At 66.3% G+C, this 20,634-nt stretch carries 25 protein-coding genes, 1 tRNA gene and 1 other annotated feature; of the genes, 9 read left to right on the plus strand and 17 right to left on the minus strand.

Annotated elements, in window-relative coordinates; genetic code table 11:
• Positions 1–47: 47 nt before the first annotated feature.
• Together B140_RS13005 and B140_RS0108880 are read right to left on the minus strand one after the other, a co-directional pair.
• Complete coding sequence (locus B140_RS13005; RefSeq protein ID WP_018119008.1) at positions 48–536, minus strand: LGFP repeat-containing protein; 489 nt, start codon at positions 534–536, stop codon at positions 48–50.
• Entirely contained in the window at positions 533–1,255 is a 723-nt protein-coding gene (locus B140_RS0108880) for a LysR substrate-binding domain-containing protein (protein WP_018119009.1), read from the minus strand. The genes B140_RS13005 and B140_RS0108880 overlap by 4 nt, the downstream gene beginning before the upstream one ends.
• 25 nt (positions 1,256–1,280) lie before the next feature.
• On the opposite strand from B140_RS0108880, the gene B140_RS0108885 reads away from it, so the two are divergent.
• Complete coding sequence (locus B140_RS0108885; protein ID WP_018119010.1) at positions 1,281–1,676, plus strand: DUF5997 family protein; 396 nt, start codon at positions 1,281–1,283, stop codon at positions 1,674–1,676.
• Between the two features lie 134 nt (positions 1,677–1,810).
• On the opposite strand, the gene glyA is transcribed toward B140_RS0108885, so the two are convergent.
• Positions 1,811–3,103 (minus strand): serine hydroxymethyltransferase, encoded by a 1,293-nt coding sequence (gene glyA, locus B140_RS0108890; RefSeq protein WP_018119011.1) that lies wholly within the window; start codon positions 3,101–3,103, stop codon positions 1,811–1,813.
• Between the two features lie 220 nt (positions 3,104–3,323).
• Here glyA and coaA point away from each other — a divergent pair, with 220 nt between their 5' ends.
• Positions 3,324–4,307, plus strand: a complete 984-nt coding sequence (coaA, locus tag B140_RS0108905) for a type I pantothenate kinase (RefSeq protein WP_051069290.1) — start codon at positions 3,324–3,326, stop codon at positions 4,305–4,307.
• A 166-nt stretch (positions 4,308–4,473) separates the two neighbouring features.
• Here coaA and B140_RS13395 read toward each other — a convergent pair whose 3' ends face one another.
• The 5 genes from B140_RS13395 to mca form a co-directional block, all read right to left on the minus strand.
• The gene (locus B140_RS13395; protein ID WP_083912288.1) at positions 4,474–5,283 is read right to left on the minus strand and encodes a DUF3800 domain-containing protein; all 810 of its coding nucleotides are present in this window, start codon (positions 5,281–5,283) and stop codon (positions 4,474–4,476) included.
• 151 nt (positions 5,284–5,434) lie between these two features.
• Positions 5,435–5,965, minus strand: coding sequence for a flavodoxin domain-containing protein (locus B140_RS0108910; protein ID WP_018119013.1), 531 nt, complete (start codon positions 5,963–5,965; stop codon positions 5,435–5,437).
• 9 nt (positions 5,966–5,974) lie between these two features.
• Entirely contained in the window at positions 5,975–6,772 is a 798-nt protein-coding gene (locus tag B140_RS0108915) for an isoprenyl transferase (RefSeq protein ID WP_051069287.1), read from the minus strand.
• Positions 6,773–6,777: 5 nt separating this feature from the next.
• Entirely contained in the window at positions 6,778–7,077 is a 300-nt protein-coding gene (locus B140_RS0108920) for a hypothetical protein (protein WP_026166183.1), read from the minus strand.
• A 66-nt stretch (positions 7,078–7,143) separates the two neighbouring features.
• Positions 7,144–8,031 carry a mycothiol conjugate amidase Mca gene (mca, locus tag B140_RS0108925; RefSeq protein WP_026166184.1) on the minus strand — a complete coding sequence of 296 codons (888 nt, stop codon included), beginning with the start codon at positions 8,029–8,031 and terminating at the stop codon, positions 7,144–7,146.
• 159 nt (positions 8,032–8,190) lie between these two features.
• Here mca and B140_RS0108930 point away from each other — a divergent pair, with 159 nt between their 5' ends.
• The 3 genes from B140_RS0108930 to B140_RS12395 are packed head-to-tail and all read left to right on the plus strand — an operon-like array spanning position 8,191 to position 9,715.
• Positions 8,191–8,631 carry a DUF4307 domain-containing protein gene (locus B140_RS0108930; RefSeq protein ID WP_018119017.1) on the plus strand — a complete coding sequence of 147 codons (441 nt, stop codon included), beginning with the start codon at positions 8,191–8,193 and terminating at the stop codon, positions 8,629–8,631.
• Between the two features lie 54 nt (positions 8,632–8,685).
• Positions 8,686–9,210, plus strand: coding sequence for a transcription elongation factor GreA (gene greA, locus B140_RS0108935; RefSeq protein ID WP_018119018.1), 525 nt, complete (start codon positions 8,686–8,688; stop codon positions 9,208–9,210).
• Positions 9,211–9,244: 34 nt separating this feature from the next.
• Positions 9,245–9,715 carry a hypothetical protein gene (locus tag B140_RS12395; protein ID WP_018119019.1) on the plus strand — a complete coding sequence of 157 codons (471 nt, stop codon included), beginning with the start codon at positions 9,245–9,247 and terminating at the stop codon, positions 9,713–9,715.
• A 102-nt stretch (positions 9,716–9,817) separates the two neighbouring features.
• Here B140_RS12395 and B140_RS0108945 read toward each other — a convergent pair whose 3' ends face one another.
• On the minus strand, positions 9,818–10,612 hold the full coding sequence (locus B140_RS0108945; protein WP_018119020.1) for a Bax inhibitor-1/YccA family protein: 795 nt from the start codon (positions 10,610–10,612) through the stop codon (positions 9,818–9,820).
• Positions 10,613–10,769: 157 nt separating this feature from the next.
• On the opposite strand from B140_RS0108945, the gene B140_RS0108950 reads away from it, so the two are divergent.
• Positions 10,770–12,011 (plus strand): Nramp family divalent metal transporter, encoded by a 1,242-nt coding sequence (locus B140_RS0108950; protein ID WP_018119021.1) that lies wholly within the window; start codon positions 10,770–10,772, stop codon positions 12,009–12,011.
• Positions 12,012–12,093: 82 nt separating this feature from the next.
• Here B140_RS0108950 and B140_RS0108955 read toward each other — a convergent pair.
• Together B140_RS0108955 and B140_RS13820 are read right to left on the minus strand one after the other, a co-directional pair.
• A protein-coding gene (locus B140_RS0108955; RefSeq protein WP_156801721.1) for an IS3 family transposase occupies positions 12,094–13,357 on the minus strand; the annotation gives its coding sequence in 2 pieces (ribosomal slippage) (positions 12,094–13,063 and positions 13,062–13,357; 1,266 coding nt in all).
• Positions 12,937–13,067, minus strand: a sequence feature (AL1L pseudoknot). Its footprint overlaps the gene before it by 131 nt.
• Before the next feature lie 480 nt (positions 13,358–13,837).
• Positions 13,838–14,107 (minus strand): hypothetical protein, encoded by a 270-nt coding sequence (locus tag B140_RS13820; protein WP_156801722.1) that lies wholly within the window; start codon positions 14,105–14,107, stop codon positions 13,838–13,840.
• 115 nt (positions 14,108–14,222) lie between these two features.
• Between B140_RS13820 and B140_RS13825 the strand changes: the two genes are divergently transcribed.
• Both B140_RS13825 and B140_RS13830 read left to right on the plus strand, forming a co-directional pair.
• Entirely contained in the window at positions 14,223–14,579 is a 357-nt protein-coding gene (locus B140_RS13825) for a hypothetical protein (protein ID WP_156801723.1), read from the plus strand.
• Positions 14,572–14,970 carry a hypothetical protein gene (locus B140_RS13830; RefSeq protein ID WP_156801724.1) on the plus strand — a complete coding sequence of 133 codons (399 nt, stop codon included), beginning with the start codon at positions 14,572–14,574 and terminating at the stop codon, positions 14,968–14,970. Before B140_RS13825 ends, B140_RS13830 begins: the two co-directional genes overlap by 8 nt.
• 612 nt (positions 14,971–15,582) lie before the next feature.
• On the opposite strand, the gene B140_RS0108960 is transcribed toward B140_RS13830, so the two are convergent.
• The 5 genes from B140_RS0108960 to B140_RS0108980 form a co-directional block, all read right to left on the minus strand.
• Positions 15,583–15,656, minus strand: a tRNA-Leu gene (locus B140_RS0108960).
• A 92-nt stretch (positions 15,657–15,748) separates the two neighbouring features.
• Positions 15,749–16,702 (minus strand): Ppx/GppA phosphatase family protein, encoded by a 954-nt coding sequence (locus B140_RS0108965; protein ID WP_018119023.1) that lies wholly within the window; start codon positions 16,700–16,702, stop codon positions 15,749–15,751.
• Positions 16,703–16,712: 10 nt separating this feature from the next.
• On the minus strand, positions 16,713–17,258 hold the full coding sequence (locus B140_RS0108970; RefSeq protein WP_018119024.1) for a DUF501 domain-containing protein: 546 nt from the start codon (positions 17,256–17,258) through the stop codon (positions 16,713–16,715).
• Between the two features lie 5 nt (positions 17,259–17,263).
• Complete coding sequence (locus B140_RS0108975; RefSeq protein WP_026166185.1) at positions 17,264–17,812, minus strand: septum formation initiator family protein; 549 nt, start codon at positions 17,810–17,812, stop codon at positions 17,264–17,266.
• A 7-nt stretch (positions 17,813–17,819) separates the two neighbouring features.
• Entirely contained in the window at positions 17,820–18,482 is a 663-nt protein-coding gene (locus B140_RS0108980) for a metal-dependent transcriptional regulator (RefSeq protein ID WP_018119026.1), read from the minus strand.
• A gap of 80 nt (positions 18,483–18,562) precedes the next feature.
• On the opposite strand from B140_RS0108980, the gene B140_RS0108985 reads away from it, so the two are divergent.
• Positions 18,563–19,840 (plus strand): lipase family protein, encoded by a 1,278-nt coding sequence (locus B140_RS0108985; RefSeq protein WP_244874413.1) that lies wholly within the window; start codon positions 18,563–18,565, stop codon positions 19,838–19,840.
• 30 nt (positions 19,841–19,870) lie between these two features.
• Here B140_RS0108985 and B140_RS0108990 read toward each other — a convergent pair whose 3' ends face one another.
• Positions 19,871–20,629 (minus strand): hypothetical protein, encoded by a 759-nt coding sequence (locus B140_RS0108990; RefSeq protein WP_018119028.1) that lies wholly within the window; start codon positions 20,627–20,629, stop codon positions 19,871–19,873.
• Positions 20,630–20,634: the final 5 nt, after the last annotated feature.

Below are 20,634 nucleotides of genomic sequence, written 5' to 3' on the forward strand. Positions count from 1 at the left end.
CCAGCCCCCCAGCCCCCAGACCCGCAGCCCCGCAAACCCGCGCGGGGCTAGGACTGCACCTCCGCCCCGTACTGGCCCTCCGCGTCCCGGGCCCAGGAGACGCTGCCGCGCTCAAAGCGCTGGATCCATCCGCTGCCGTCCGGCAGCTCCTCCTCCCCGGCCACCGGCAGCCCCACCGGGGCGCCCAGGCCGCCCTCGCGCAGCCAGATGCGGGCGAGCTTGCCGCGCACCCGCTGCACGCCCGTTTCCGGGGAGTACACCACCGAGGAGCCGTCGCTGAACTCCACGAGGTAGCGCTGCGGTTCCTCGGCGGTCACGGCCAGCACCGTCGCCCCGCCCTCCTCCGCCTGCTCCGTGGCGCGGGCCACCTCCGGCGGCACCGGGGTACCGCCCACCTTGTGCTCCGCTGTGGCCGGGGCCGTCGGCTCGCCGGTCCGCTCGGCGGCGGGGTTCTCCCCCGGCGCGGCACACCCCGCCGCGAGCGCCCCGCACAGCGCCAGCGCACCCCACCTCGCCGCCCTCGCCTGCCTGCTCATCTCGTCCTCCTGCGGTTACCCGCGTTCCTGCCCGCCCGGTGTTGATCCCTCTGCGTCTTTTTCTTCTCGCCCCGCGCCCTCCCGGCCCGGCGCTCCTGTTTGGCCTTGGCCTTCTCCCGCGCGCTGCGCCTGGGGGCCGCCTGCCGCGAGGAGTTGCGGGTGCGCCCGCGCGCGATGCCCACGAAGTCCTGGATCGCGTCGCTATCCGCCTCGCGGCGCCACACCAGGGCGATGTGCGTCTCCGGCACGGGTTCTCCCCGCTCGTCCGCGTCCCCGGCCAGGGGCAGGGGCACCACCTGCTTGCGGCTGAGGATCTTGAGCAGGGGGCGCGGGGCGATCGCCACGCCCACGTTGGCCGCCACCACGGCCAGCGCGGCGCGCACCTGGGCCACGTTCACCTCGCCGGAGGCGGGCACGCGGTACTGCACCATCTCCCCGGCGAGGTCCGCGGCGCCCACGGGGTCCCCGGCCTCGGCAAAGATGCTGCCCTTGGGCACCGCCACGCCGCGCGCCTCGGCGTAGAGGCGCACCACGTGATGATCCTGCCCCACCCGGGCGTCGGGCAGGCGGGCCAGAGCGAGGTCCGCCTCGCCCGCCTCCAGCAGGGCCAGGGGGTCCTCGCTGTCCAGGGGCATAAGCCCGCCGTGGTCGGTGCGCTGCGCAAAGCGATCGAACCACTTTCCCGGTTCCGTGCCGGTCACAAAGGCGAGGCGCAACATGCGGATAATGCTACCGTGAGACAGCATGAGTGAAACCAACCAGGACGTGCGCACCCCCTCCGGCACCGCGATGAGAGCGCAGACCGCCGCCAAGAAGCTCGGCATTTACCTGCCCGCCGCCCCCGCCGAGTTCCGCGAGGGCGCCATCACCCACGCCGAGCTGCGCGACCTGCAGGAAAACCCGCCCGAGTGGCTGGCGGAGCTGCGCCGCACCGGCCCGCACCCGCGCCCCGTGGTGGCCCAGAAGCTGGGCATCACCATCGCCGCCCTCAAGCGCAACGACATGGACAAGCCCATGACCACCGCCGAGATCAAGGAACTGCTGGCCCACCAGCCGGAGTGGCTGGGCCGGGAGCGCGCCGCCCTGGCCGAGGGGCGCGCCGCCGGGGAGGACGACGCCGCAACGAGCGGCGAGGCCTAGCGCCCCCTGCCCCACGCGGCACCGAGGCGGCGCCCCACGGCTCCTACGGGAGGACCGGGGCGCCGCCTCGGTGCGTTCTTGCGTTCCGGTACCGCGTGGGTACCGCGCGGGCGCCGTGGGGGCGCCGTGGGGTTTTAGCTCAGCATCCTCCAGTCCTCGATGCCCTCGTAGAGCGGGTAGTGCTCCGCGATCTTGGCCACGCGGGCGCGCAGCGCCTCCACGTCCGCGTTCTGGCCCGCGGCCAGGGCGGTGCCGATCACGTCCGCGACCTCCTCGAAAGCGGCGGCATCCAGGCCTCGGGTGACCAGGGCCGAGGTGCCGATGCGCAGGCCGGAGGAGACTGCCGGCGGGCGCGGGTCGAAGGGCACGGCGTTGCGATTGACCGTGATGCCCACCTGGTGCAGTAGGTCCTCGGCCTGCTGGCCGTCCAGGTTGGAGGTGCGCAGGTCCGCCAGCACGAGGTGCACGTCCGTGCCGCCGGTGAGCACGTCCACGCCCGCCGCGCGGCAGTCCTCGGCGGTCAGGCGCTCGGCCACCAGGCGCGCGCCCTCCAGCGTGCGCTGCTGGCGCTCCTTGAACTCCTCGGTCCCGGCGATCTTCAGGGCCGTGGCCTTGGCCGCCACCACGTGCATGAGCGGGCCGCCCTGCTGCCCGGGGAACACGGCGGAGTTGAGCTTCTTGGCCCACTCCTCCTTGGCCAGGATCAGCCCGGAGCGCGGGCCGCCCAGCGTCTTGTGCACCGTGCTCGAGACGATGTCCGAGTGCGGCACCGGGGAGGGGTGCAGCCCGGCGGCCACCAGGCCCGCGAAGTGCGCCATGTCCGTCCACAGCACCGCCCCCACCTCGTCCGCGATGGAACGGAAGGCGGCGAAGTCGATGGTGCGGGGGTAGGCGGACCAGCCCGCGATGAGCACCTTGGGGCGGTGCTCCAGGGCTAGCTCGCGCACGCGGTCCATGTCGATGCGCATCGTCTCCGAGTCCACCTCGTAGGCCACCACGTCGTAGAGGCGCCCGGAGAAGTTGATCTTCATGCCGTGGGTCAGGTGCCCGCCGTGCGCGAGGGAAAGGCCCATGATCTTATCGCCGGGGCGGGCCGCCGCGTGCAGCACGGCGGCGTTGGCCTGGGCGCCGGAGTGCGGCTGCACGTTGGCGTACTCCGCACCAAAGAGGGCCTTGGCGCGGTCCCGCGCCAGGTCCTCCACCACGTCCACGTGCTCGCAGCCGCCGTAGTAGCGGCGGCCGGGGTACCCCTCGGCGTACTTGTTGGTGAGCACCGAGCCCTGGGCCTCCAGCACGGCGCGGGGCACAAAGTTCTCCGAGGCGATCATTTCCAGGGTGCTGCGCTGGCGATTCAGCTCCCCCGAGATCGCCTGGGAGACCTCCGGGTCCACCTCGGCCAGGGGGGTTGTGCGCACGTCCTTGCTCATCGCGGCCTGAGCCACCTTTCGTTTTTGAGGAAACTTCCCCTGAGAGTCTAGCCGCACCCCGCCCCTTTACCCACCTCTTTATGCCGCGCCCGGCGCTCCCTCGCCGCGACACCGCCGCGACACCGCCACGTGCCGCCGTGTGGCCCCGGTGGCGACCACGCGCCCGGCGCGCCCCCACCGCACCACCCGCCGCGCCCCTGACCGCCACCGCACCGGCGCGATGACCGCACCCGGCGCGGTTCGGGGCACAATGGTGGGCATGTCGCGTGCCCCCGTCGTCAGCCCCTACCTCGACTTCGACCGCCCCCAGTGGCGGCAACTGCGCCAATCCATGCCCCAGGTGCTCACCGAGGAGGAGGTGGTGCGGCTGCGCGGAATCGGCGAGAACATCGACCTCGCGGAGGTGGCGGAGGTCTACCTCCCGCTGAGCCGCCTCATCCATCTTCAGGTGACCGCGCGCCAGAAGCTCAGCGAGGCCACCGAGACCTTCCTCGACGGCACCCAGCGCCCCCACGCCTCCCGCGAGCACCCGCCCTTCATCATCGGGCTGGCGGGCTCGGTGGCGGTGGGCAAGTCCACCACGGCCCGCGTGCTCCAGGTGCTGCTGCAGCGCTGGGACTCTCACCCCAAGGTGGACCTGGTCACCACCGACGGCTTCCTCTACCCCGCCGCCGAGCTGCGCGCGCGCCGCATGATGAACCGCAAGGGATTCCCGGAGTCCTACGACCGCCGCGCCCTGCTGCGCTTTGTCACCGAGGTCAAGTCCGGCGCCCCCGAGGTGCGCGCCCCCGTATACTCCCACCACCTCTACGACCGCGTGCCGGACCGGGAGCACGTGGTGCACCGGCCCGACATCCTCATCCTCGAGGGGCTCAACGTGCTGCAAACGGGCCCCACGCTCATGGTGTCCGATCTCTTCGACTTCTCCGTGTACGTGGACGCGCGCACCAGCGTGATCGAGCGCTGGTACATCGACCGCTTCCTCACCATGCGCCAGGGGGCCTTCCGCAAGCCCGGCGCGCATTTTAGGCACTTCGCGGAGCTTGACGACGCCGCTGCGACCCGCGCCGCCCGGGAGATCTGGCAGTCCATCAACCTGCCCAACCTGGTGGAAAACATCCTGCCCACCCGGGTGCGGGCCTCCTTGGTGCTCACCAAGGACAGCGACCACCGCGTGCAGCGGGTCAGGCTGAGAAAGATTTAGCCCTGCTCGGGCGTATGCCTCGTGGATCATGCGGGCGCCATATCCCACGATGAGCCTTCCCCAGAATCATCTTCTTCCCGACGACAGCTTCTTCTGCGTGCTAAGCCATACCACCGCCACATTCAATGCATATGCCGTGCCTTCCATTTTTGTTCTTGATCTTTTCTCAAAAAGGATGCGCCCCTAGAAGGCTTCCAGGGAAGCATTTTTCACGACGGAGAAGATCGTTTGACCAGATAATAGAGTTTGGAGTGAAATAGCGTGCCCGCCATACGCGCCGGGCAAGATCCACCGACCAACGAGCGTCCGATCCCTCGCAAAAATGATAGTGCGAAATACGCATAAGCAGGGCACATGTCCAATCTGCCAACTGAATGGTTCCGTAGAGACGATTATCCGCCTGGAGTGGGATCTCAATAATGCTATCGGTGTCCCCCTCACGGGAATAGATGGTACGCCCCAGGGTAGCCACCGCACGCTCCCGATTATCCGTGTCGGTAGCATCCATAATGATGAACATATTCCCACCCTTAACCTTCGCATATGTGCCAAGGCGCCGTGCGGTTTGAATCAGACAATGAGCCTCTCGATCCTTCGATGTTTCTCCTGTGACGGAGACAGGCCCGCAAGGCGTCTCTTGGCCAAAGAAAAATATGCGCCCACCCACGGAATCTAATTTTTCATAAATACGTTTCAAAGCAGGGCGTATTTCACCACCATACCTGGAAAGGTTCGTGGAAGTAAGAAGCCGCGCTCCCTTCTTCTCCCATCGGTGTGGATGCGCCCTATCCCTCTCAATCTCCCAGGACAGGAGATCCCACTTTATCTGCTCAAAATAACCACCAAGAGCCCGCGCATGTTCGGCGGGAATAACATAGCCCCCGTAGCCAAAAATCGGGTGAGTGTTATATTTCCTGTGCTCAGGACTGATAAAAGGACCCTGGTGGCCGAACTCATCAAGGTAAGCGATAAACATTTCTTCCCCCATATACGCTCGGAGGTCAGGTCATGCACATGACCTGACCTCCGGAATCAGCGCGGTACGCGTATCCCAACGCCGCCACTGGGTATCAGACTAAGCACCCCTCTTATATCTGTCAAGCGCTATATTCCCGCGGGGCACCCCCTCAATGCACGTGCGCCTCCACCCACTCCACAATGGGCTCCAGCTCCCCCAGGTCCACCCGGTCCACGTCCTTGTTGTAGGCCCGGATCATGGCGCGCTCGTTCTCAGATTTCCCCGGCTTGAGGCGCAGCGCCCCCACGATGCCGCGCAGGATCTGGCGGTGCGCGGTGGAAAGCCGGGAGTAGTACAGGGCGCCGGGGAGGTAGAAGCGGCTCACGCGCGGGGCCTTGTCCCCCAGGATTCCGGCCATCTGGTCCTTGCGGCGGGCCTCCTCCACCAGGGTCATGCCCACGGCCACGCAGGCCACGGGCCGCCCGCCGAGGTCGTGGCGGGCCGCGTAGGAGGCGGCGGCGATGGTGGGGCCGAGGACCGGGGAGAGCACCACGAGCGGCCCGGCGTCCGCCGCGTCGCCGGGGCCCGGGGGCCGCGCGGGGTCGTCAAGCGGCTCGGCGGTGGTGCCAAGCCGCCGGGCTAGGGCCTCGGCATAGCGCCGGGTGGCCCCGTAGGTGGACTGGTACAGAACCTGGGTCATGAGCCTGCCCTACTTTCCGAATCGTCGGGTGCGCTTGGAGTATTCGCGCAGGGCGCGCAGGAAGTCGATGCGGCGGAAGGCCGGCCAGTAGGTGTCGGTGAACCAGATCTCGGAGTAGGCGGCCTGCCAGAGCAGGAACCCGGAGAGGCGCTGCTCGCCGGAGGTGCGGATCAGCAGGTCGGGGTCCGGCTGCCCGGAGGTGTAGAGGTGGTGGGATACGGAGTCCACGGTGACTTTCTCCGCCAGCTCCGCCGCCGGGGTGCCCGCGGCGACCTCGCGCTCCACGAGGTCGCACACGGCATCCACGATCTCCTGACGCCCGCCGTAGCCCACGGCCACGTTGACGGCCACGCCGGTGTGCCCCTGCGTGCTCGCCACCGCCTGCGCGATGCGCGTTCCCACCTCGGTGGGCAGGGCCTCCAGGTGCCCCACCAGGCGCACCCGGCAGTTGTTGGCCGGGGAGGCCAGCTCGTCCACCACGTCCGCGATGATCGCCAGCAGCATGCCGAGTTCCTCGGGGCTGCGGCGCAGGTTCTCGGTGGACAGCAGGTACACGGTGACCAGCTCCACCTGTGTGTCGCGGCACCAGCGCACCATCTCCCCGATCTTGCGCGCGCCCACGCGGTGCCCGTGGCTCACATCCTCGAATCCGGCCTCGCGCGCCCAGCGCCGGTTGCCGTCGCACATGACGGCCACGTGGCGGGGCTGCGGCAGCCCCTTGAGTTCCCGGCGCAACCGCAGCTCGTAGAGCGGGTACAGCAGGCGGCGCGGGAGGAGGTTCACGCGCGCTAGTCTACGCCGGATCATGGGCCCTAGAGCCAGTGCTTCTTCTTGTGATCGAGCACGCCCGCCTGCTCCATCGCCGCGTCCAGGGCCTGCTCGTCGAAGGGGTCGATGCCGTGCTTCTCTGCGAACATGCGGCGGCGATTCATCCGGCTAAAGCGGCGGTGAAAGGCCCAGCCGAGGTACAGCACGGCGGCGGCGAGCAGCACGAGCACCAGCAGGCCGATGGGCGAGGCCTTGCCGAAGTCCGCGCCGAGGGGGCCGCTGCCCTGCTGGGCCAGCACGGAGTACCCCTGAGCGGCGTAGGCGGAGAGATCAGACACCATCATCACGCCCACCAGTGTATTGCCTGCCCCGCGCTACTCCAAGCCCCGCCGCCGCGCCTAGGTCTGATGCTAGGGGCGCTCCACCCCGGCAAAAAGGTCGCTCTCCGGCAGGGCGGTGGGAACCCGGGTGGCGGCCAGCTCGAACTCCTCCGTGGGCCACAGGCGCGCCTGCTCGGCGGCGCGCGTGATGAGGAATCCCCCGTGGGGGTCGATCTGGGTGGCGTGCGCGCGCAGCGCCTCCTCCCGCGCCTCGAAGAACTCGGCGCACGGGACCTGGGTGGTCACCCGGGACATGATGTCCACCTGGTTCTCCTCCATCAGGCCCAGCATCTCGGCATAGGGGCTGGCGTCGCCGCGCTCCACCAGGAGGTCGTGGAAGAGCTTGAGGCGCTCGTACACAAAGCCGTGGGTGTAGTAGAGCTTGAGCGGCTCCCAGGGCTCCTGGGGTCCGCCGCCCTCGGGGTCCTCGGTGGCAAAGGCCGGGTCGCCCGCCTTCTCCCAGGCGATCATGGAGGCCTCGTGCACCTTGAGGTGATCGGGGTGCGGATAGCCGCCGTTTTCGTCGTAGGTGATGATGACGTGCGGGCGGAATTGGCGGATGACCTCCACCAGCTCCACGGCCACGTCCTCGCCGCTTTCCAGCCCAAAGCAGCCCTCCGGCAGCGGGGGCAGCGGGTCGCCCTCGGGCAGCCCGGAGTCCACGTGCCCCAGCCAGCGGTGCTCCACCCCCAGCGCGGCGGCGGCGCGCTCCATCTCCTCACGGCGCACCCGGCTGATGTTCTCCCGAATCCCGGGGCGGTCCATCGCCGGGTTGAGGATGTCCCCGCGCTCGCCCCCCGTGCAGATGAGTACCATCACGCGGTGCCCCTCAGCGGCGTATTTGGCCATCGCGGCGGCGCCCTTGGAGGCTTCGTCGTCCGGGTGCGCGTGGATCGCTAGCAGGCGCAGTCCGCTCACGTGGATCACGGTTCCTTTCCTCTTGTTCGTGCGGCGCGGGCACGTCGTGCCGTTTTTATGTGCCTACATCTTAGGCCCCTCGATTGCCGGGGAGGGCATATAAATCGGCTAGTCTATACAGGACTGTTCGCACACGTTTTGCACTGGTGGTGGAAACACATGGCCTCACAGCCCTTTGAGCGTCCCCGGTCCCGGTACGGCGCCGCCCGCCCCACCGAGGGGTCCAAGGGACTCAGCGGGAAGGTCATCGCCGTCCTCATGGTGGTGCTGCTCATCGCGTTCGTGATCGTGGTGGCGCGCTACCTCTCCACGCGCGACGAGCCCACAGTGAAGGCCGCCATGACCAACTTCGAGCGGGTGGACGACGCCACCATGCACCTGGACATTGACGTCACGCGCAGCCAACCAGGCGTGCCCAGTTACTGCATCGTCACCGCGATGAACTACGACAAGGCGGAGGTGGGGCGCCGCGAGGTGCTGATCCCCTCCGGAGGCCCGGAGACGCAGCGCCTCGCGGTGGAGATCCCCACGCGCGACCGGGCGGTATCCGGGAGCGTCTACGGATGCTCCACGCAGATCCCCTCCTACATGGATCTGTAGCGCGCCTATGCTAGACCTGCACACATAACGATGAATCGGTGAAAGGACACCCACATGGCAGATGAGCAGAAGCAGTACATCACCCCGGAGACCAAGGCCAAGCTGGAGTCGGAGCTGCAGGCCCTGATCAACCACCGCCCCGTGGTGGCCGCCGAGATCAACGAGCGCCGCGAGGAGGGTGACCTCAAGGAGAACGCCGGTTACGACGCCGCCCGCGAGATGCAGGACCAGGAGGAAGCCCGCATCAAGCAGATCTCCGAGATCCTGGCCAACTCCACCACGGAGCGCTCCAGCATGATCGAGGGCGTGGCCCACGTGGGTTCCGTGGTGCACGTCTACTACAACGGCGACGAGAACGATAAGGAGACCTTCCTCATCGGCACCCGCGCCGCCGCCTCCGACAACAAGGATCTGGAGACGTACTCCGAGCAGTCCCCGCTGGGCGCCGCCGTGGTGGGCGCCAAGGAGGGCGAGACCCGCGAGTACACCGCCCCCAACGGCAACACGCTCACCGTGACGGTCGTCTCCGCGGCACCCTATGATTCGGACAAGGCCGCTACCCCCCGTTCCTCCAAGTAAGGTTCCCGTTCTTTCCCCGAGAGGACTTACCCCCATGACCATTTCCCGTTCCCTCGCCCTCGCCGCCGTGGCGGCCTCCGCCCTGGCCATCGCGGCGTGCAGCCCGCCGCACCAGCAGGACTCCGAGGACAAGGTGGCCACCGCCACCAGCTTCTCCGCCTCCCCGCAGCGCGCCGCCTCCGCGCCGGCCTCCACGGCCTCGGCAAGCGCCACCACCAGCTCGGCCCCCTCCGAGCTGAACGCGAACGCCACGCAGTTCATCGACTGCACGCGCACCCCCACCGTCGAGCCCTCGCAGGTGCAGCTCGATTGCTTTGGCGCCAACCAGGTCACCGCCCTGGAGTGGGAGTGGGACACGGACTCCGCCACCGGCCAGGGGGTGCAGATCAACCCGAACGGCTCCACGGAGCGCGTCACCCTGGAGCTGAGCGAGCCGGTGACCGTGGACGGCTCCCCGGTGTTTTCTCAGGTGAGCCTCAACGGGCGCCCCCTCGACGCCTCCTAGATCGCCCTTTCGGGTTCCTCACCACATAGAAGGAGGGCCCGTCCCCTACCGGGACGGGCCCTCCTTCTATGCTTCCCCCGGCGAGGAGGCCGGGGCCCGCGCTTAGTCGTTGCGCAGGTAGCTGAGCAGGCGCAGGATCTCGGTGTAGAGCCACACCAGGGTGACCGCCAGGCCCAGGGCCACGCCCCAGGCGTTCTTCGCCGGGGCACCGGCGCGGATCAGGCGATCGGCCTGATCAAAGTCCTGGAGGAAGCTCATCGCGGCGAGCACGATGCACACCAGGGAGAACACGATGGCCAGCGGGCCGCCGTCGCGCAGCGGGTTGAAGTCGAAGATGAGCGCGGTGAGGAGGTTGCCCAGGGCCAGCACCGCGATGCCCACGATCACGCCGGTGAGGATGCGGTTGAACTTGGGCGTGACCTTGACCGCGCCGGTGCGGTACACCACGAGCATGCCGATGAACACGCCCACGGTGCCCAGGATGGCCTGGCCGATGATCGCCATGTCCGCGCTGCCGCTGCCCGTCATCCCCTCCGTGAAGCCGGTGTTGGCAAAGAGGAAGGAGAAGCCGCCCACGAACAGCCCCTCGAAGGCGGCGTAGATGAGGGTGACGGCGGCGGAGCCGAAGCTCTTGCTAAACGCGGAGACCAGCACGGTGATAAAGCCGCCGATGGCGCCCACGCCGGTGAGCAGCACCGCCAGGCTGGGGTTGCTCATCCCGATCACGAAGTTCACGATGCCCAGGCCGATAATGATGGCGAGCGTGATGCCGGTCTTGGTCACCACGTCGTCGATGGTCATCGGGCGCTCGGCGGAGGCCTGCTGGTAGCCGCCCTCGCGCAGCTCGCGCTCGGTGGTCTCTGTGAGGTTGCTAAATACCGGGTTGCTGCTTCTCATCGCGGTTCCCCAGTCCTTTCCTTTGCTCGGAGCATGTCACTATGGTGAACGCGGCACACACCTTCAAAGTTCCCCTTTTCCGTTTTTGCCCGCTGAGACCCGTCGCGGCTACCATGAGTTCAACCAATTGAACTTTTTATGATCGTGAGGTGAAACGGTGCTTTCCTCCCCCGAGGCCCCCGCCCGCAGGCAGCCAAGGATCACCAGCCTGCTCGGCCCCGCCTTCGTGGCCGCCATCGCGTACGTGGACCCCGGCAACGTGGCCGCCAACCTCTCCGCCGGGGCGGAGTACGGCTACCTCCTGCTGTGGGTGCTGGTCCTGGCCAACCTCATGGCGGCGCTGGTGCAGTACCTCTCCGCCAAGCTCGCGCTCGTCACCGGGCGCAGCCTCACGGCGGAACTCTCAGGGCGGCTCCCCCGCGTCCCGCGCTGGCTCTACTGGGGCCAGGCGGAGATCATCGTGGCGGCCACCGACATCGCGGAGGTCATCGGCGGCGCGGTGGCGCTGCACCTCCTCTTTGGCACCCCGCTCCTGCTCAGCGGGTTCATCGTCTCGGCGGTGTCCCTGGCCATGCTCGCCCTCCAGGGGCAGCGCACCCAGCGCAGCTTCGAGGCTGTGATCGTGGGTTTCCTCGCTGTCATCACCCTCGGGTTCGTCTCGGGTTTGTTCGTCTCCGGGCTCGATCTGGGCGCGATGGCCCAGGGGCTCGTCCCCCGATTCCAAGGCACCCCCACCGTCCTGCTCGCCGCCAGCATGCTCGGGGCCACCGTCATGCCCCACGCCATCTACCTGCACTCCGGGCTGGTGCGCGATCACCGCTTCCGCCCGCAGGTCGAGGACGGCATGCGCCACTACCTGCGCGCCACCAAGGTGGACGTGGGCCTGGCGCTGACCGTGGCGGGCAGCGTGAACATCGCCATGCTCTGCCTGGCCGCCCAGGCGCTGCGCGGCGTGGAGGGCACGGACACCATCGAGGGGGCCCACCAGGCCGTGGCCACGCACCTCGGCGCGGGCATCGGCGTGATCTTCGCCATCGGCCTGCTCGCCTCGGGGCTGGCCTCCACCTCCGTGGGATGCTACGCGGGGGACATGGTCATGCGCGACCTCCTGCACATCCGTGTCCCCCTGCTGGCCCGCCGCTGCATCACCCTCGTGCCCGCACTCATCATCCTCGCCTCGGGGGCCGAGCCCACCTGGGCCCTGGTGCTCAGCCAGGTGGTCTTAAGCATCGGCATTCCCTTCGCCCTCATCCCCCTGGCCTGGCTCACCTCCCGCGCCCGGGTCATGGGGCGATGGGCCAATCCCGCGCCCCTGAACGCGGCGGCGGGTGTGGTGTGCGCGGCGATCGTAACGCTCAACATCGCACTCATCTGGCTCACGCTCACAGGCCAGGCCTAGCCACGGCGTGAGAAAGGCCATAGTGCGGGGGCGCGCAAAAACTGAATCGGCCTGAGTTTTTCGGAGACTACGGGTAAAAGCCTTACTGGGCTTTTCGGGTGGTGTTGAATTCCTCGTACTCCTGCTCGTATTCAATCGGGGGAACGTCACCGATCGACGAATGCAGACGCTGGTGATTGTACCAGTAGACCCACGAGGCCGTTTCCGTTTCGACCTCCCGGGCATCCCTCCATGTGCATGCGGGATCGACGTCGATGAGCTCAGTCTTGTACAGCCCAATCGTCGACTCCATCATCGCGTTGTCCAGAGCATCACCGACCGAGCCGATCGAGCCCTGGAGTCCGGCGTCTGCCAGCGCGTCGGTGAACGCCAGCGAGGTGTATTGCGCCCCGGCATCCGAGTGATGGACGATGCCGGTGGCGGTGAAATCCATGCGGGTGCGTCTGCGGCTGAACAACGCGTGTTCCAGGGCCATGAGCACCATCCTGGTGTCCATCACCGTGGTGACGACCCAGCCAAGGACCTGCCGCGAGTAGGCGTCGACGATGAAGGCGACGTAGCAGAATCCCTCCCGCGTCCAGGCGTAGGTGAAGTCCGCGATCCACCACTGATCCGGATGCGACGGATACCTCCACCGACGGCCTATTCGGTCCGGGTGCCGGCGGTGCGCAGGATTGGCCACGGTCGTCTTCTTGCGGTGCATCCCGCGGGACACACCGCGGATGCCGGTGATCTTCATCAGCCGTTCCACCTGGTCACGACCAATAAGCATGCCGTCACGGATGGCTGCTTTCCAGAGCTTGCGCCGGCCATAGACCTTGCGGTTTTCCTCCCACAGTCGGTAGATGCGGTGGGCGGCGTACGCTTCGTCGAGTTCGGCTCCGGTGGGGCCGAAGCCGCGGGACTGGTGGGCGTAGAAGGTGCTCGGGGCAATCGCGATGCCGTGGGCAGTCAAGGTTTCGCAGATTGGCTCGACCCCGAAGCGGTTCCGGTAGGTGCGGATGAAATCCACGACTACCAAAGTTTGCGGTCGAGCTCCGCTTGGGCGAAAAAGCTGACGCCGTCTTGAGGATCTCATTGGCTCGTCGCAGTTTGGCGACTTCCTTGGCCTGCTCCTGGTAGGCAGCCTGGAGCTGCTCGTAAGACAGGGAGCCGGGCTGGGGTGCTTGTTCCTGCTTTTCCTGTTTTCGGATCCAGTTGCGCAGGGTGGATTCCTTTACGCCGAGCAGTTCGCCGATCTCTCGGCGGGCGGCTGCCTTGGAGATGTCGCCGTCTTCGAGACGTTCGAAGTACATACGTACCGCGCGTTCTTGGGTGGCAGTGTCGTACTTGCTGGGCCGTGCCATGATGCTGATCGTCCTCCTAGGGTAAAACCTAGTCTCCGACCAACCCAGGCCGCCTCAACCAGACCAAACTAAGATGACGCGCGCGTCAAAATTAACGCTGACCTTTAGATAGACGGGTAATTACAGAGCCCGACAGCCCCGTAATCTCGGCTATCTCCCGCGCCGTTATGCGCATGCGTAGCGCAGCAGCAAACGCCTCTCTACGACGCACCTTCGGCAGCTCCACCGCCCTCACAGCTTCCTCATATTCGCGCTGCGCAAGCGTCCAGCAGTCGCCGTTTCTCCGCTTCGTCCATGCCTATCAGCCTAGAGGGCGCCAATACCCCGCAGACCCCCAACTCATCCCACCACCTGGACCCCATAAAGTCTATACATTATATAACCCGGCTCACCAGCAAGGCCAACTTCCGTACACACCCATAATGGGGGGATACGCCTCCGTTTCCACGCAGAGGCCAAGATAATGCCCTAAGGTTCAAGTCAACGGAAAGGAGATACAGGATAGAGAATCGAAAATAAAAAGCGTACCCAGGATTTTTCCTTCACTAAAAACAAGAAAGGTTGAAGCAATGAAAAAACCATTAAAGCAATTACACTAAGCACCGCTCTCGCATTAACCTTTCCCCACAGCGTCGCAAATGCAGAAACCGACAATGAAAAAGAAACCGTCTGGCCTGAAGATGCAATAGTCGAAACGCTAGAAAATATATCGGAAGAGGACCTCCAGTTTGTCGAAAAGGTAGCTTCCATCGGAGAACACTACCAGGGAGCAGAAGACGAAAAACTAACCGTTGACCTGACCGATGAGGAAATCAAGTCAAACTACGATTTCTCAGATTCCGAGCTTGAACAGCTTCACGCAATCATGAATCTCGATCAAGAGACCCTTGATCGCGGCAAGAGTGATAAGCGGATCGTCACAACATATGACCACCGTCTTGGACACATCAGTAATAACGATCTCAAGTACGGTGCTGCAGCTACTCTCGTTGCTGCAGCCGAAGCGGGCCCCTATGCCCTAGAGGCAGCCTTCATTGCCTGGGCATCCATCGAAGCAGGTCCAATCGGGACGCTGGTTGCCTCAGTCGGTGGTGCACTCGGTTTTGCTTTCTTCGCTGATCTCGCCCTTAAAATCACTGGAGCTGTCGCACAGGGTAAGGGGATAACCTTCTATAGCAAGTGGGGATTCCCGCCGCTAAGGGCAGAAATCGAAGATGATTAATATGATGTCACCTACTGGGCCCACATCTCGAATCTATGAGTTGATTGGTGCAGTTTTCGCGGTATGCGCATCTTCCATCATAGAGGTTCATGGGTTTTCCGGTTTTCTCGCAGATTCTTGGTACCCATGGATGTATGCAATAGCCCTGCTTGCAACATTCGGCATGGCTATTCATGCGAAGAGTAATTTACGGGACAGGTGGGCCGAGAAGATTCGCACCACGTTCTTTTTCATGGCAATCATTTTCATTTCCATAGCATTGCCTAATGACATTTCCCGTGTTGCTACTATCATTTTTGCAGTCACACATCTATTTATCCCAACGAAACTTAATTCAAACCGGGATAAAATAGAGGGGAAAATAGCCAAGCAGCCGCACTACAGCGGGTAAATAAAGTGCCATATACGCAGTACATGCACATTAATTTTGGTTAGTTGAGTGTCCTTCCATGGAAGGAAACTCAACTACATCATAAGGGATTCGCCCCCTTTACACCAACGGACAGCGGATGTTCCCAGCTTTGCATAACCCACAATCTTACCCTATTTTTTGAAATTCTATAATTAATACCTACAATCTGCACGACATAAACTGGTTAGAATAATATCCCACTGATATAAATATTGCTATAAAAGTAGAGAAAATATTTCAGGCGTGAAAATCATTTTTTCTTGCACTGGAGAGCTTCTATAATCACGTCTCCCGGCTTACACTCCATAACAAGCGCCGCCAGTACAGCTAGATCACTCTCGTTCAGACTGCGTGGTAGGCGGGCTATTAGTGCAGCGGTGAGTTCTTCGGGGGTCCTATGGCTTGCCAGCGGCCGTCGTCGGCGTCGATGAGGAGCATCATGTTTTGATTAGACTGCGGGGCCGTGGCGCGGGTTCCCTGGTGGCGAAAAAATGTTCTGGTGGTGGGGTTTGGGGCTGGTTTGTTTGTGATGGGTTTATGATGGAAGTGGCTCGTTTCCCCCGTCTCCGACCCTGTTTTCCCTGGTTATAGTGCCCCCAGTCGGACTCGAACCGACACTGAGCAGATTTTAAGTCTGCTGCCTCTGCCAATTGGGCTATAGGGGCCTACGCCACCCGGCCTGGGGAACCAGAACGCGGGCTCCCGGCGCACCGGGCGGGTGCTTCGGTTGAGTATAGCGCGTGAGCGCGCGGCGGGATCAAGCAGGATCGCGGAGGCTGTCGATGATCCCGTCCAGGATGTCCTTCTCCGAGATCACAAAGGACCTCGCGGGCGTTTCCCGCTCGATCACGTCCATGATCTCCTGGACGATGATGGCGCCGGAGCCGATCACGTCGGCGCGCCCCTGGTGGATCACGGGGTTCATGGCCCGCTCGGCCGAGGGGGTCGCGGCGAGCTGGCCGGTGAGCACCCGCAGGGCGTCGAAGTTCAGCTCCGAGCAGTGGATCATGGAGGGGTCGTAGCGCTCTAGGCCCTGGGCCAGCGCGGAAAGGGTGGTGAAGGTGCCCGCGCAGCCCACAAAGGTCGCGGCGCGGGACAGCGGCACGAGGGTGGTGACCGTGTCCAGGCGCTCGCGGATGTAGTCGCGGGCGATCTCCGCCTCCGAGGCCGTGGGCGGGTCGCTGCGCATGATCCGCTCGGTGAGCCGCACGCAGCCCATCTGCGCGGAGGTGGCCCCGGCCAGGTCGCCGTCGTGGGGGCCCACCACGAACTCGGTGGAGCCGCCGCCGAGGTCGATCACGCAGAAGGGGCCGGCCTCGGCGGGCAGGTCCCGCACCGCGCCCCGGAAGGACAGCAGGGCCTCCTCCTCCCCCGAGATCACCTCGGCCTGCGCGCCCGGTTGGACGCGCCCCAGCAGCTCGGCGGTCATGGCGAAGAAGTCCTCGCGGTTCTCGGCGTCGCGGGTGGCGGAGGTGGCCACCATGCGCACGCGCTCCACCTTCTCGAAGAGCATGGTGTCCACGTAGCGTTCCAGCGCGGCGCGGGTGCGCGCCAGGGCGTCGGGGTGCAGTTCGCCGGTGGCGTCCACGCCCTGCCCCAGGCGCACGATCTCCATGGTGCGGTGGATCTCCCGGGGGATACCGCCCACGATCTCGCTGATGAGCAGGCGGATGGAGTTGGTTCCGCAGTCGATGGCGGCGAGTCGAGTCATCGGGTGCCCCTTACGCTCGGGAGAAGTCAAAGTCGTCCAGGTTGATGCCCAGGTCTGCGGCGGTGGGCCAGTCGGCGGGGATGGCGGTACCGCGCAGGTTTCCGTGGTCGGCGGCCATCGCCACGGCCTCCGTTCCCAGCCGCAGCCTGCCGGGCCCCTCCGCGAGCGCGTAGGCGATGAGCACGTGCAGGCACTTCACACGGTCGGGCATGCCGCCGCCGGAGAAGTCGGTGCCCAGGTCCTCGATGGCGTTGCGGGTGGCGAGGTAGTGCTCGTGGGCCTCGCGGTAGTCGGCGGCCAGGGCATCGTCGCGCCCCAGGCGCTCGGTCATCCAGGCCATCACGCGGGCCACCTCGAGGCGCGAGGCCTCCGCCGTGAGCCGGGGGTCGGTGAGGTAGTACAGCGTGGGAAAGGGCGTGCCGTCCTCCAGGCGCGGGGCGGTCTTGACCACGGCGGGGGCGCCGTCCGGGGTGCGGTAGGCGATGTCGAGCACCCCGCGCGGGGCGCGGCCCAACTGCTCGGCAACGGTGGAAAGATCGGCTGCGCTGACTGTCATGCCGATCAGTCTAGGGGACGCCCCTCCTCGATGGGCATGTGCGTGTCCACCTCGCCCGCCTCCAGCGGCTCCTCGGAGGTGGCGGAGTCGGGGGTGGCGATGGAGTCCCACAGCACGCTCCACCACTGCTGCGTGCCCTCCTCGTCCTGGTCCTGCGCGGCCTCGGAGCTGGTGCTCATGGCGGGGTCCAGGATGCGGAAGGCGGTCTCCCCCTCCTCGATCACGCCCAGGCGCTTGCGAGCCTCCTCGCGCTGGTAGGCCTCCGAGCCGTAGCGGTCGATCTCGCGCAGCAGGCGGTCCTTTTCCTCCTGTTTCTGCGCGATGGCCTCGGTGGTACGGGCGATGTCCGTGCGCCCCTGGAAGTAGTTGCGCAGCGGCACCGCCACCGCCCCCAGAATGAGGATGGCCACTACCACGATCACGGCGCTCTCCGCGATGCTCAGCCGCACGGTGGGCACGCGAAGCCGGGCGCGCGGGCCTTCCGGTTCTGTATCGCGGTGGGACACCGGAACGCGCCCGCGCTGGCGCTTGGGTTTCCGGTCGCTGGGTGCCATAGGGTTCTTATCTTAGCGCGAGGATGGATTCCAGCGCCGCAGCACTCACGCTCACCTCGTCTCGCCCCACCCTGAGCAGGGCCATGCCCGGGTAGGGCGGGGGCAGGACCTCCACCCGAGCGCCGGGCAGCACCCCGTGGTCGCTCAGGTAGCGCAGCAGGGCGGGGTCGCGGTCGCGCACCCGCTCCACCACGGCGCTCGCCCCCGGCGGCACCGAGGACAACGCCACCGCGCCCGGCTCGTCCACGTGGCCGTCCACGCCGGGGATGGGATCGCCGTGCGGGTCCCGCTGCGGATGCCCCAGGGCGGCGTCGATACGCTCCACGAAGGTGTCCGAGACGGCGTGCTCCAGCACCTCGGCCTCGTCGTGCACCTCATCGAGGCGGTAGCCCAGGTACTGCACCAGGAAGGACTCGATGAGACGGTGGCGGCGCACCAACTGCACGGCCAGGCGGTGCCCCTGCTCGGTGAGCGTGACGTCCCCGTAGGGGGCGTGATCCACCAGGCCCGCGCCGACCAGCCTCTTGATGGCCTCCGACGCCGTGGATCGGCGCTGCCCCAGGGCCGCCGCGAGGTCGGAAAGGCTGGCCGCGCCGCCGTCCCACTCCTGGCGATCGTAAATCGTCTTCAGGTAGTCCTGGGAGCGTTCCGGCAGGTCCGTGATGTGCATGGGCACCATTGTAAGCAGCGCCCCGCCCGGCCCCGACGCCCGCGCTTGCCAGGTTCCGCGCCGGGCGGAATAATTTCCCCGTGGATATATTTTTCTCTAAAAAACTTGTTGCGTTGACCGCCTGCCTCGCGGCCCTCCTGCACGGGATCGCCGCCCCCGCCCAGGCCGCACCGCTCTTCGACCCCGACGACCCCTTCTACCTCCCGCCACCCACCCTGCCCATACAACCCGGCGTACCCATCCGCACGGCCCCCGCGCCCGATCTCCTCCCCCAGGGCTGGCCCGCCCGCGCCTCCAGGATCCTGTACTCCTCCACGCTGAGCGACGGCGCGCCAGTGGCCGTCTCCGGAATACGGCTGGAACCGACCCTCCCGTGGCTCGGGGAGGGGCCGCGCCCCACCCTCGTCATCGCACCCGGCACCCGCGGGGCGGCCGACGCCTGCGCGCCCTCGCGCGGACTACTCTCCATCGATCCCCACACCGCCGCCCTGGGCATGAACTACGAGCTTCCCATCGCCCACCTCGCCCTCCTGGCCGGGGTCCGGGTGACCATGACCGACTACGTGGGGCTCGGCACCCCCGGGGCACACACCTACGTGCGCCACCGGGAGGAGGCCGCCGCCGTGCTCGACGCCGCCCGCGCCACCCTCCTCGACGCCTCCGCCGACGCCAACTCCCCCGTCGGCCTTTGGGGATACTCTCAGGGCGGCGGGGCCACCGCCGCCGCGGCGGAGCACGCCGCCTCCTACGCGCCCGCGCTCAACATCGTGGGCACCTTCGCCGGGGCACCGCCCGCGAACCTCGCGGAGGTCATCGACGCCGTGGACGGCAACGCCATCTTCGGGGTTCTGGGCATGGCGGTGATGGGCTTTTCCGAGCGGAACCCCGCGATCTTCCGCGAGGAGATCGCGCCCCTACTCAACGCCGAGGGGTGGCGCTACTTCACCGAAACCCCCGCCATGTGCATACCCGACGCCATCCTCGCCTGGGGCGGGCGGCACAGCAGGGAGCTCTCCACCACCGGGGAGTCCTTCTCCGAGACGATCGCCCACTCCCCCATGCTGCGCCGGGCGCTCGACGCGCAAAGGCTGGGCCAGCGCGCCCCCACCGGCCCCGTGATGATCCACGCCGGCGTCAACGACGACACCATCCCCTACCCGCAGGTGCGCGCCCTGGCCGACGCCTACTGCGCCACCGGAACGCCGGTGCTCTTCCGCAGCGACCCGCTGCCCGAGGTCGCGCCGGGCAGCACCCTCAACCACGTCCTTCCCCTCGCGGGCGGCCTGGGCGATAGCTTCGGGTACCTGCTGGACAGGTTCCAGGGGATACCGGCGCCAAGTAACTGCGGCGAGCACTAGACGCGCGCGGGGGTATCCGACACTCGGTGGTTATAGAGCGGCTTCAAAGAGGCGGTCGATGTACTCCTCTACCTCAACGCCCAACCCCCACGACAAATCCGTAAAGGACTCGCTGCCGTACATGTACCACTGCCCCGCCACACCATCTGAGGTAAACACATACCCCGACCCCCACGACAACGACGGCCCCTGACCCGGATCCAACACCCAATTGCGATCCCTCCACCACTGCACACTCGCCCGGCCCGAACGGACCTCCATCTCCGGCGGGGCAGGCACCACCAGAGGTTCGGGCCGAGGCCCCTCAGGCGCAACCTTAAGACACGAACACCCCGGGGCTAGCTCGCCTTGGAAAAAGGAGGTACGCCCCTGCTGCCTCCACTGCGGAGACAGGAGGAAGTGCTCCAACACCAGCCACCACATGACCTGCTTCCAGGCCACCTCAAAACAACCCGCCTGCGCGATCCCGCCGGAGGCCTCCCTGCCACGATCCGTCAGCACGCACGGCCACCAGCCCGCAGGCTGCTGCCGCTTGCGGCGCACCCCCACATCCCCCGGGCCCGTTTCCAACGGCCCGTCCTCGCCGTACATCACGTAGGTATCGCCCACCCACACCGAGCGATCCACCTGCCGACCGAGGTGCCGCTGCACGGCCTGCTCATAATGCTGCACGCCCCGCACCACCGTCTGCCAGTCCTCATCGCTTAACGGCGAGAACGGGACGTACCAGGAGACAGCATCCGCGTTGTTCTCGGCCAATGATAAAGCCGCAAAGTCCGCTACCTTCATACCCT

Origin of the sequence: Corynebacterium mastitidis DSM 44356, from assembly GCF_000375365.1 — a bacterium.
Lineage (GTDB): Bacteria > Actinomycetota > Actinomycetes > Mycobacteriales > Mycobacteriaceae > Corynebacterium > Corynebacterium mastitidis.

What these genes read in the sequence shown, in the direction of transcription:
- B140_RS13005 (WP_018119008.1), bottom strand. Translation starts at nt 536, where the DNA reads ATGAGCAGGCAGGCGAGGGCGGCGAGGTGGGGTGCGCTGGCGCTGTGC.
- B140_RS0108880 (WP_018119009.1), bottom strand. Translation starts at nt 1,255, where the DNA reads ATGTTGCGCCTCGCCTTTGTGACCGGCACGGAACCGGGAAAGTGGTTC.
- B140_RS0108885 (WP_018119010.1), top strand. Translation starts at nt 1,281, where the DNA reads ATGAGTGAAACCAACCAGGACGTGCGCACCCCCTCCGGCACCGCGATG.
- glyA (WP_018119011.1), bottom strand. Translation starts at nt 3,103, where the DNA reads ATGAGCAAGGACGTGCGCACAACCCCCCTGGCCGAGGTGGACCCGGAG.
- coaA (WP_051069290.1), top strand. Translation starts at nt 3,324, where the DNA reads ATGACCGCACCCGGCGCGGTTCGGGGCACAATGGTGGGCATGTCGCGT.
- B140_RS13395 (WP_083912288.1), bottom strand. Translation starts at nt 5,283, where the DNA reads ATGTTTATCGCTTACCTTGATGAGTTCGGCCACCAGGGTCCTTTTATC.
- B140_RS0108910 (WP_018119013.1), bottom strand. Translation starts at nt 5,965, where the DNA reads ATGACCCAGGTTCTGTACCAGTCCACCTACGGGGCCACCCGGCGCTAT.
- B140_RS0108915 (WP_051069287.1), bottom strand. Translation starts at nt 6,772, where the DNA reads ATGATCCGGCGTAGACTAGCGCGCGTGAACCTCCTCCCGCGCCGCCTG.
- B140_RS0108920 (WP_026166183.1), bottom strand. Translation starts at nt 7,077, where the DNA reads ATGATGGTGTCTGATCTCTCCGCCTACGCCGCTCAGGGGTACTCCGTG.
- B140_RS0108930 (WP_018119017.1), top strand. Translation starts at nt 8,191, where the DNA reads ATGGCCTCACAGCCCTTTGAGCGTCCCCGGTCCCGGTACGGCGCCGCC.
- greA (WP_018119018.1), top strand. Translation starts at nt 8,686, where the DNA reads ATGGCAGATGAGCAGAAGCAGTACATCACCCCGGAGACCAAGGCCAAG.
- B140_RS12395 (WP_018119019.1), top strand. Translation starts at nt 9,245, where the DNA reads ATGACCATTTCCCGTTCCCTCGCCCTCGCCGCCGTGGCGGCCTCCGCC.
- B140_RS0108945 (WP_018119020.1), bottom strand. Translation starts at nt 10,612, where the DNA reads ATGAGAAGCAGCAACCCGGTATTTAGCAACCTCACAGAGACCACCGAG.
- B140_RS13820 (WP_156801722.1), bottom strand. Translation starts at nt 14,107, where the DNA reads ATGGAAGCTACCTTTTCGACAAACTGGAGGTCCTCTTCCGATATATTT.
- B140_RS13825 (WP_156801723.1), top strand. Translation starts at nt 14,223, where the DNA reads ATGAATCTCGATCAAGAGACCCTTGATCGCGGCAAGAGTGATAAGCGG.
- B140_RS13830 (WP_156801724.1), top strand. Translation starts at nt 14,572, where the DNA reads ATGATTAATATGATGTCACCTACTGGGCCCACATCTCGAATCTATGAG.
- B140_RS0108965 (WP_018119023.1), bottom strand. Translation starts at nt 16,702, where the DNA reads ATGACTCGACTCGCCGCCATCGACTGCGGAACCAACTCCATCCGCCTG.
- B140_RS0108970 (WP_018119024.1), bottom strand. Translation starts at nt 17,258, where the DNA reads ATGACAGTCAGCGCAGCCGATCTTTCCACCGTTGCCGAGCAGTTGGGC.
- B140_RS0108975 (WP_026166185.1), bottom strand. Translation starts at nt 17,812, where the DNA reads ATGGCACCCAGCGACCGGAAACCCAAGCGCCAGCGCGGGCGCGTTCCG.
- B140_RS0108980 (WP_018119026.1), bottom strand. Translation starts at nt 18,482, where the DNA reads ATGCACATCACGGACCTGCCGGAACGCTCCCAGGACTACCTGAAGACG.
- B140_RS0108990 (WP_018119028.1), bottom strand. Translation starts at nt 20,629, where the DNA reads ATGAAGGTAGCGGACTTTGCGGCTTTATCATTGGCCGAGAACAACGCG.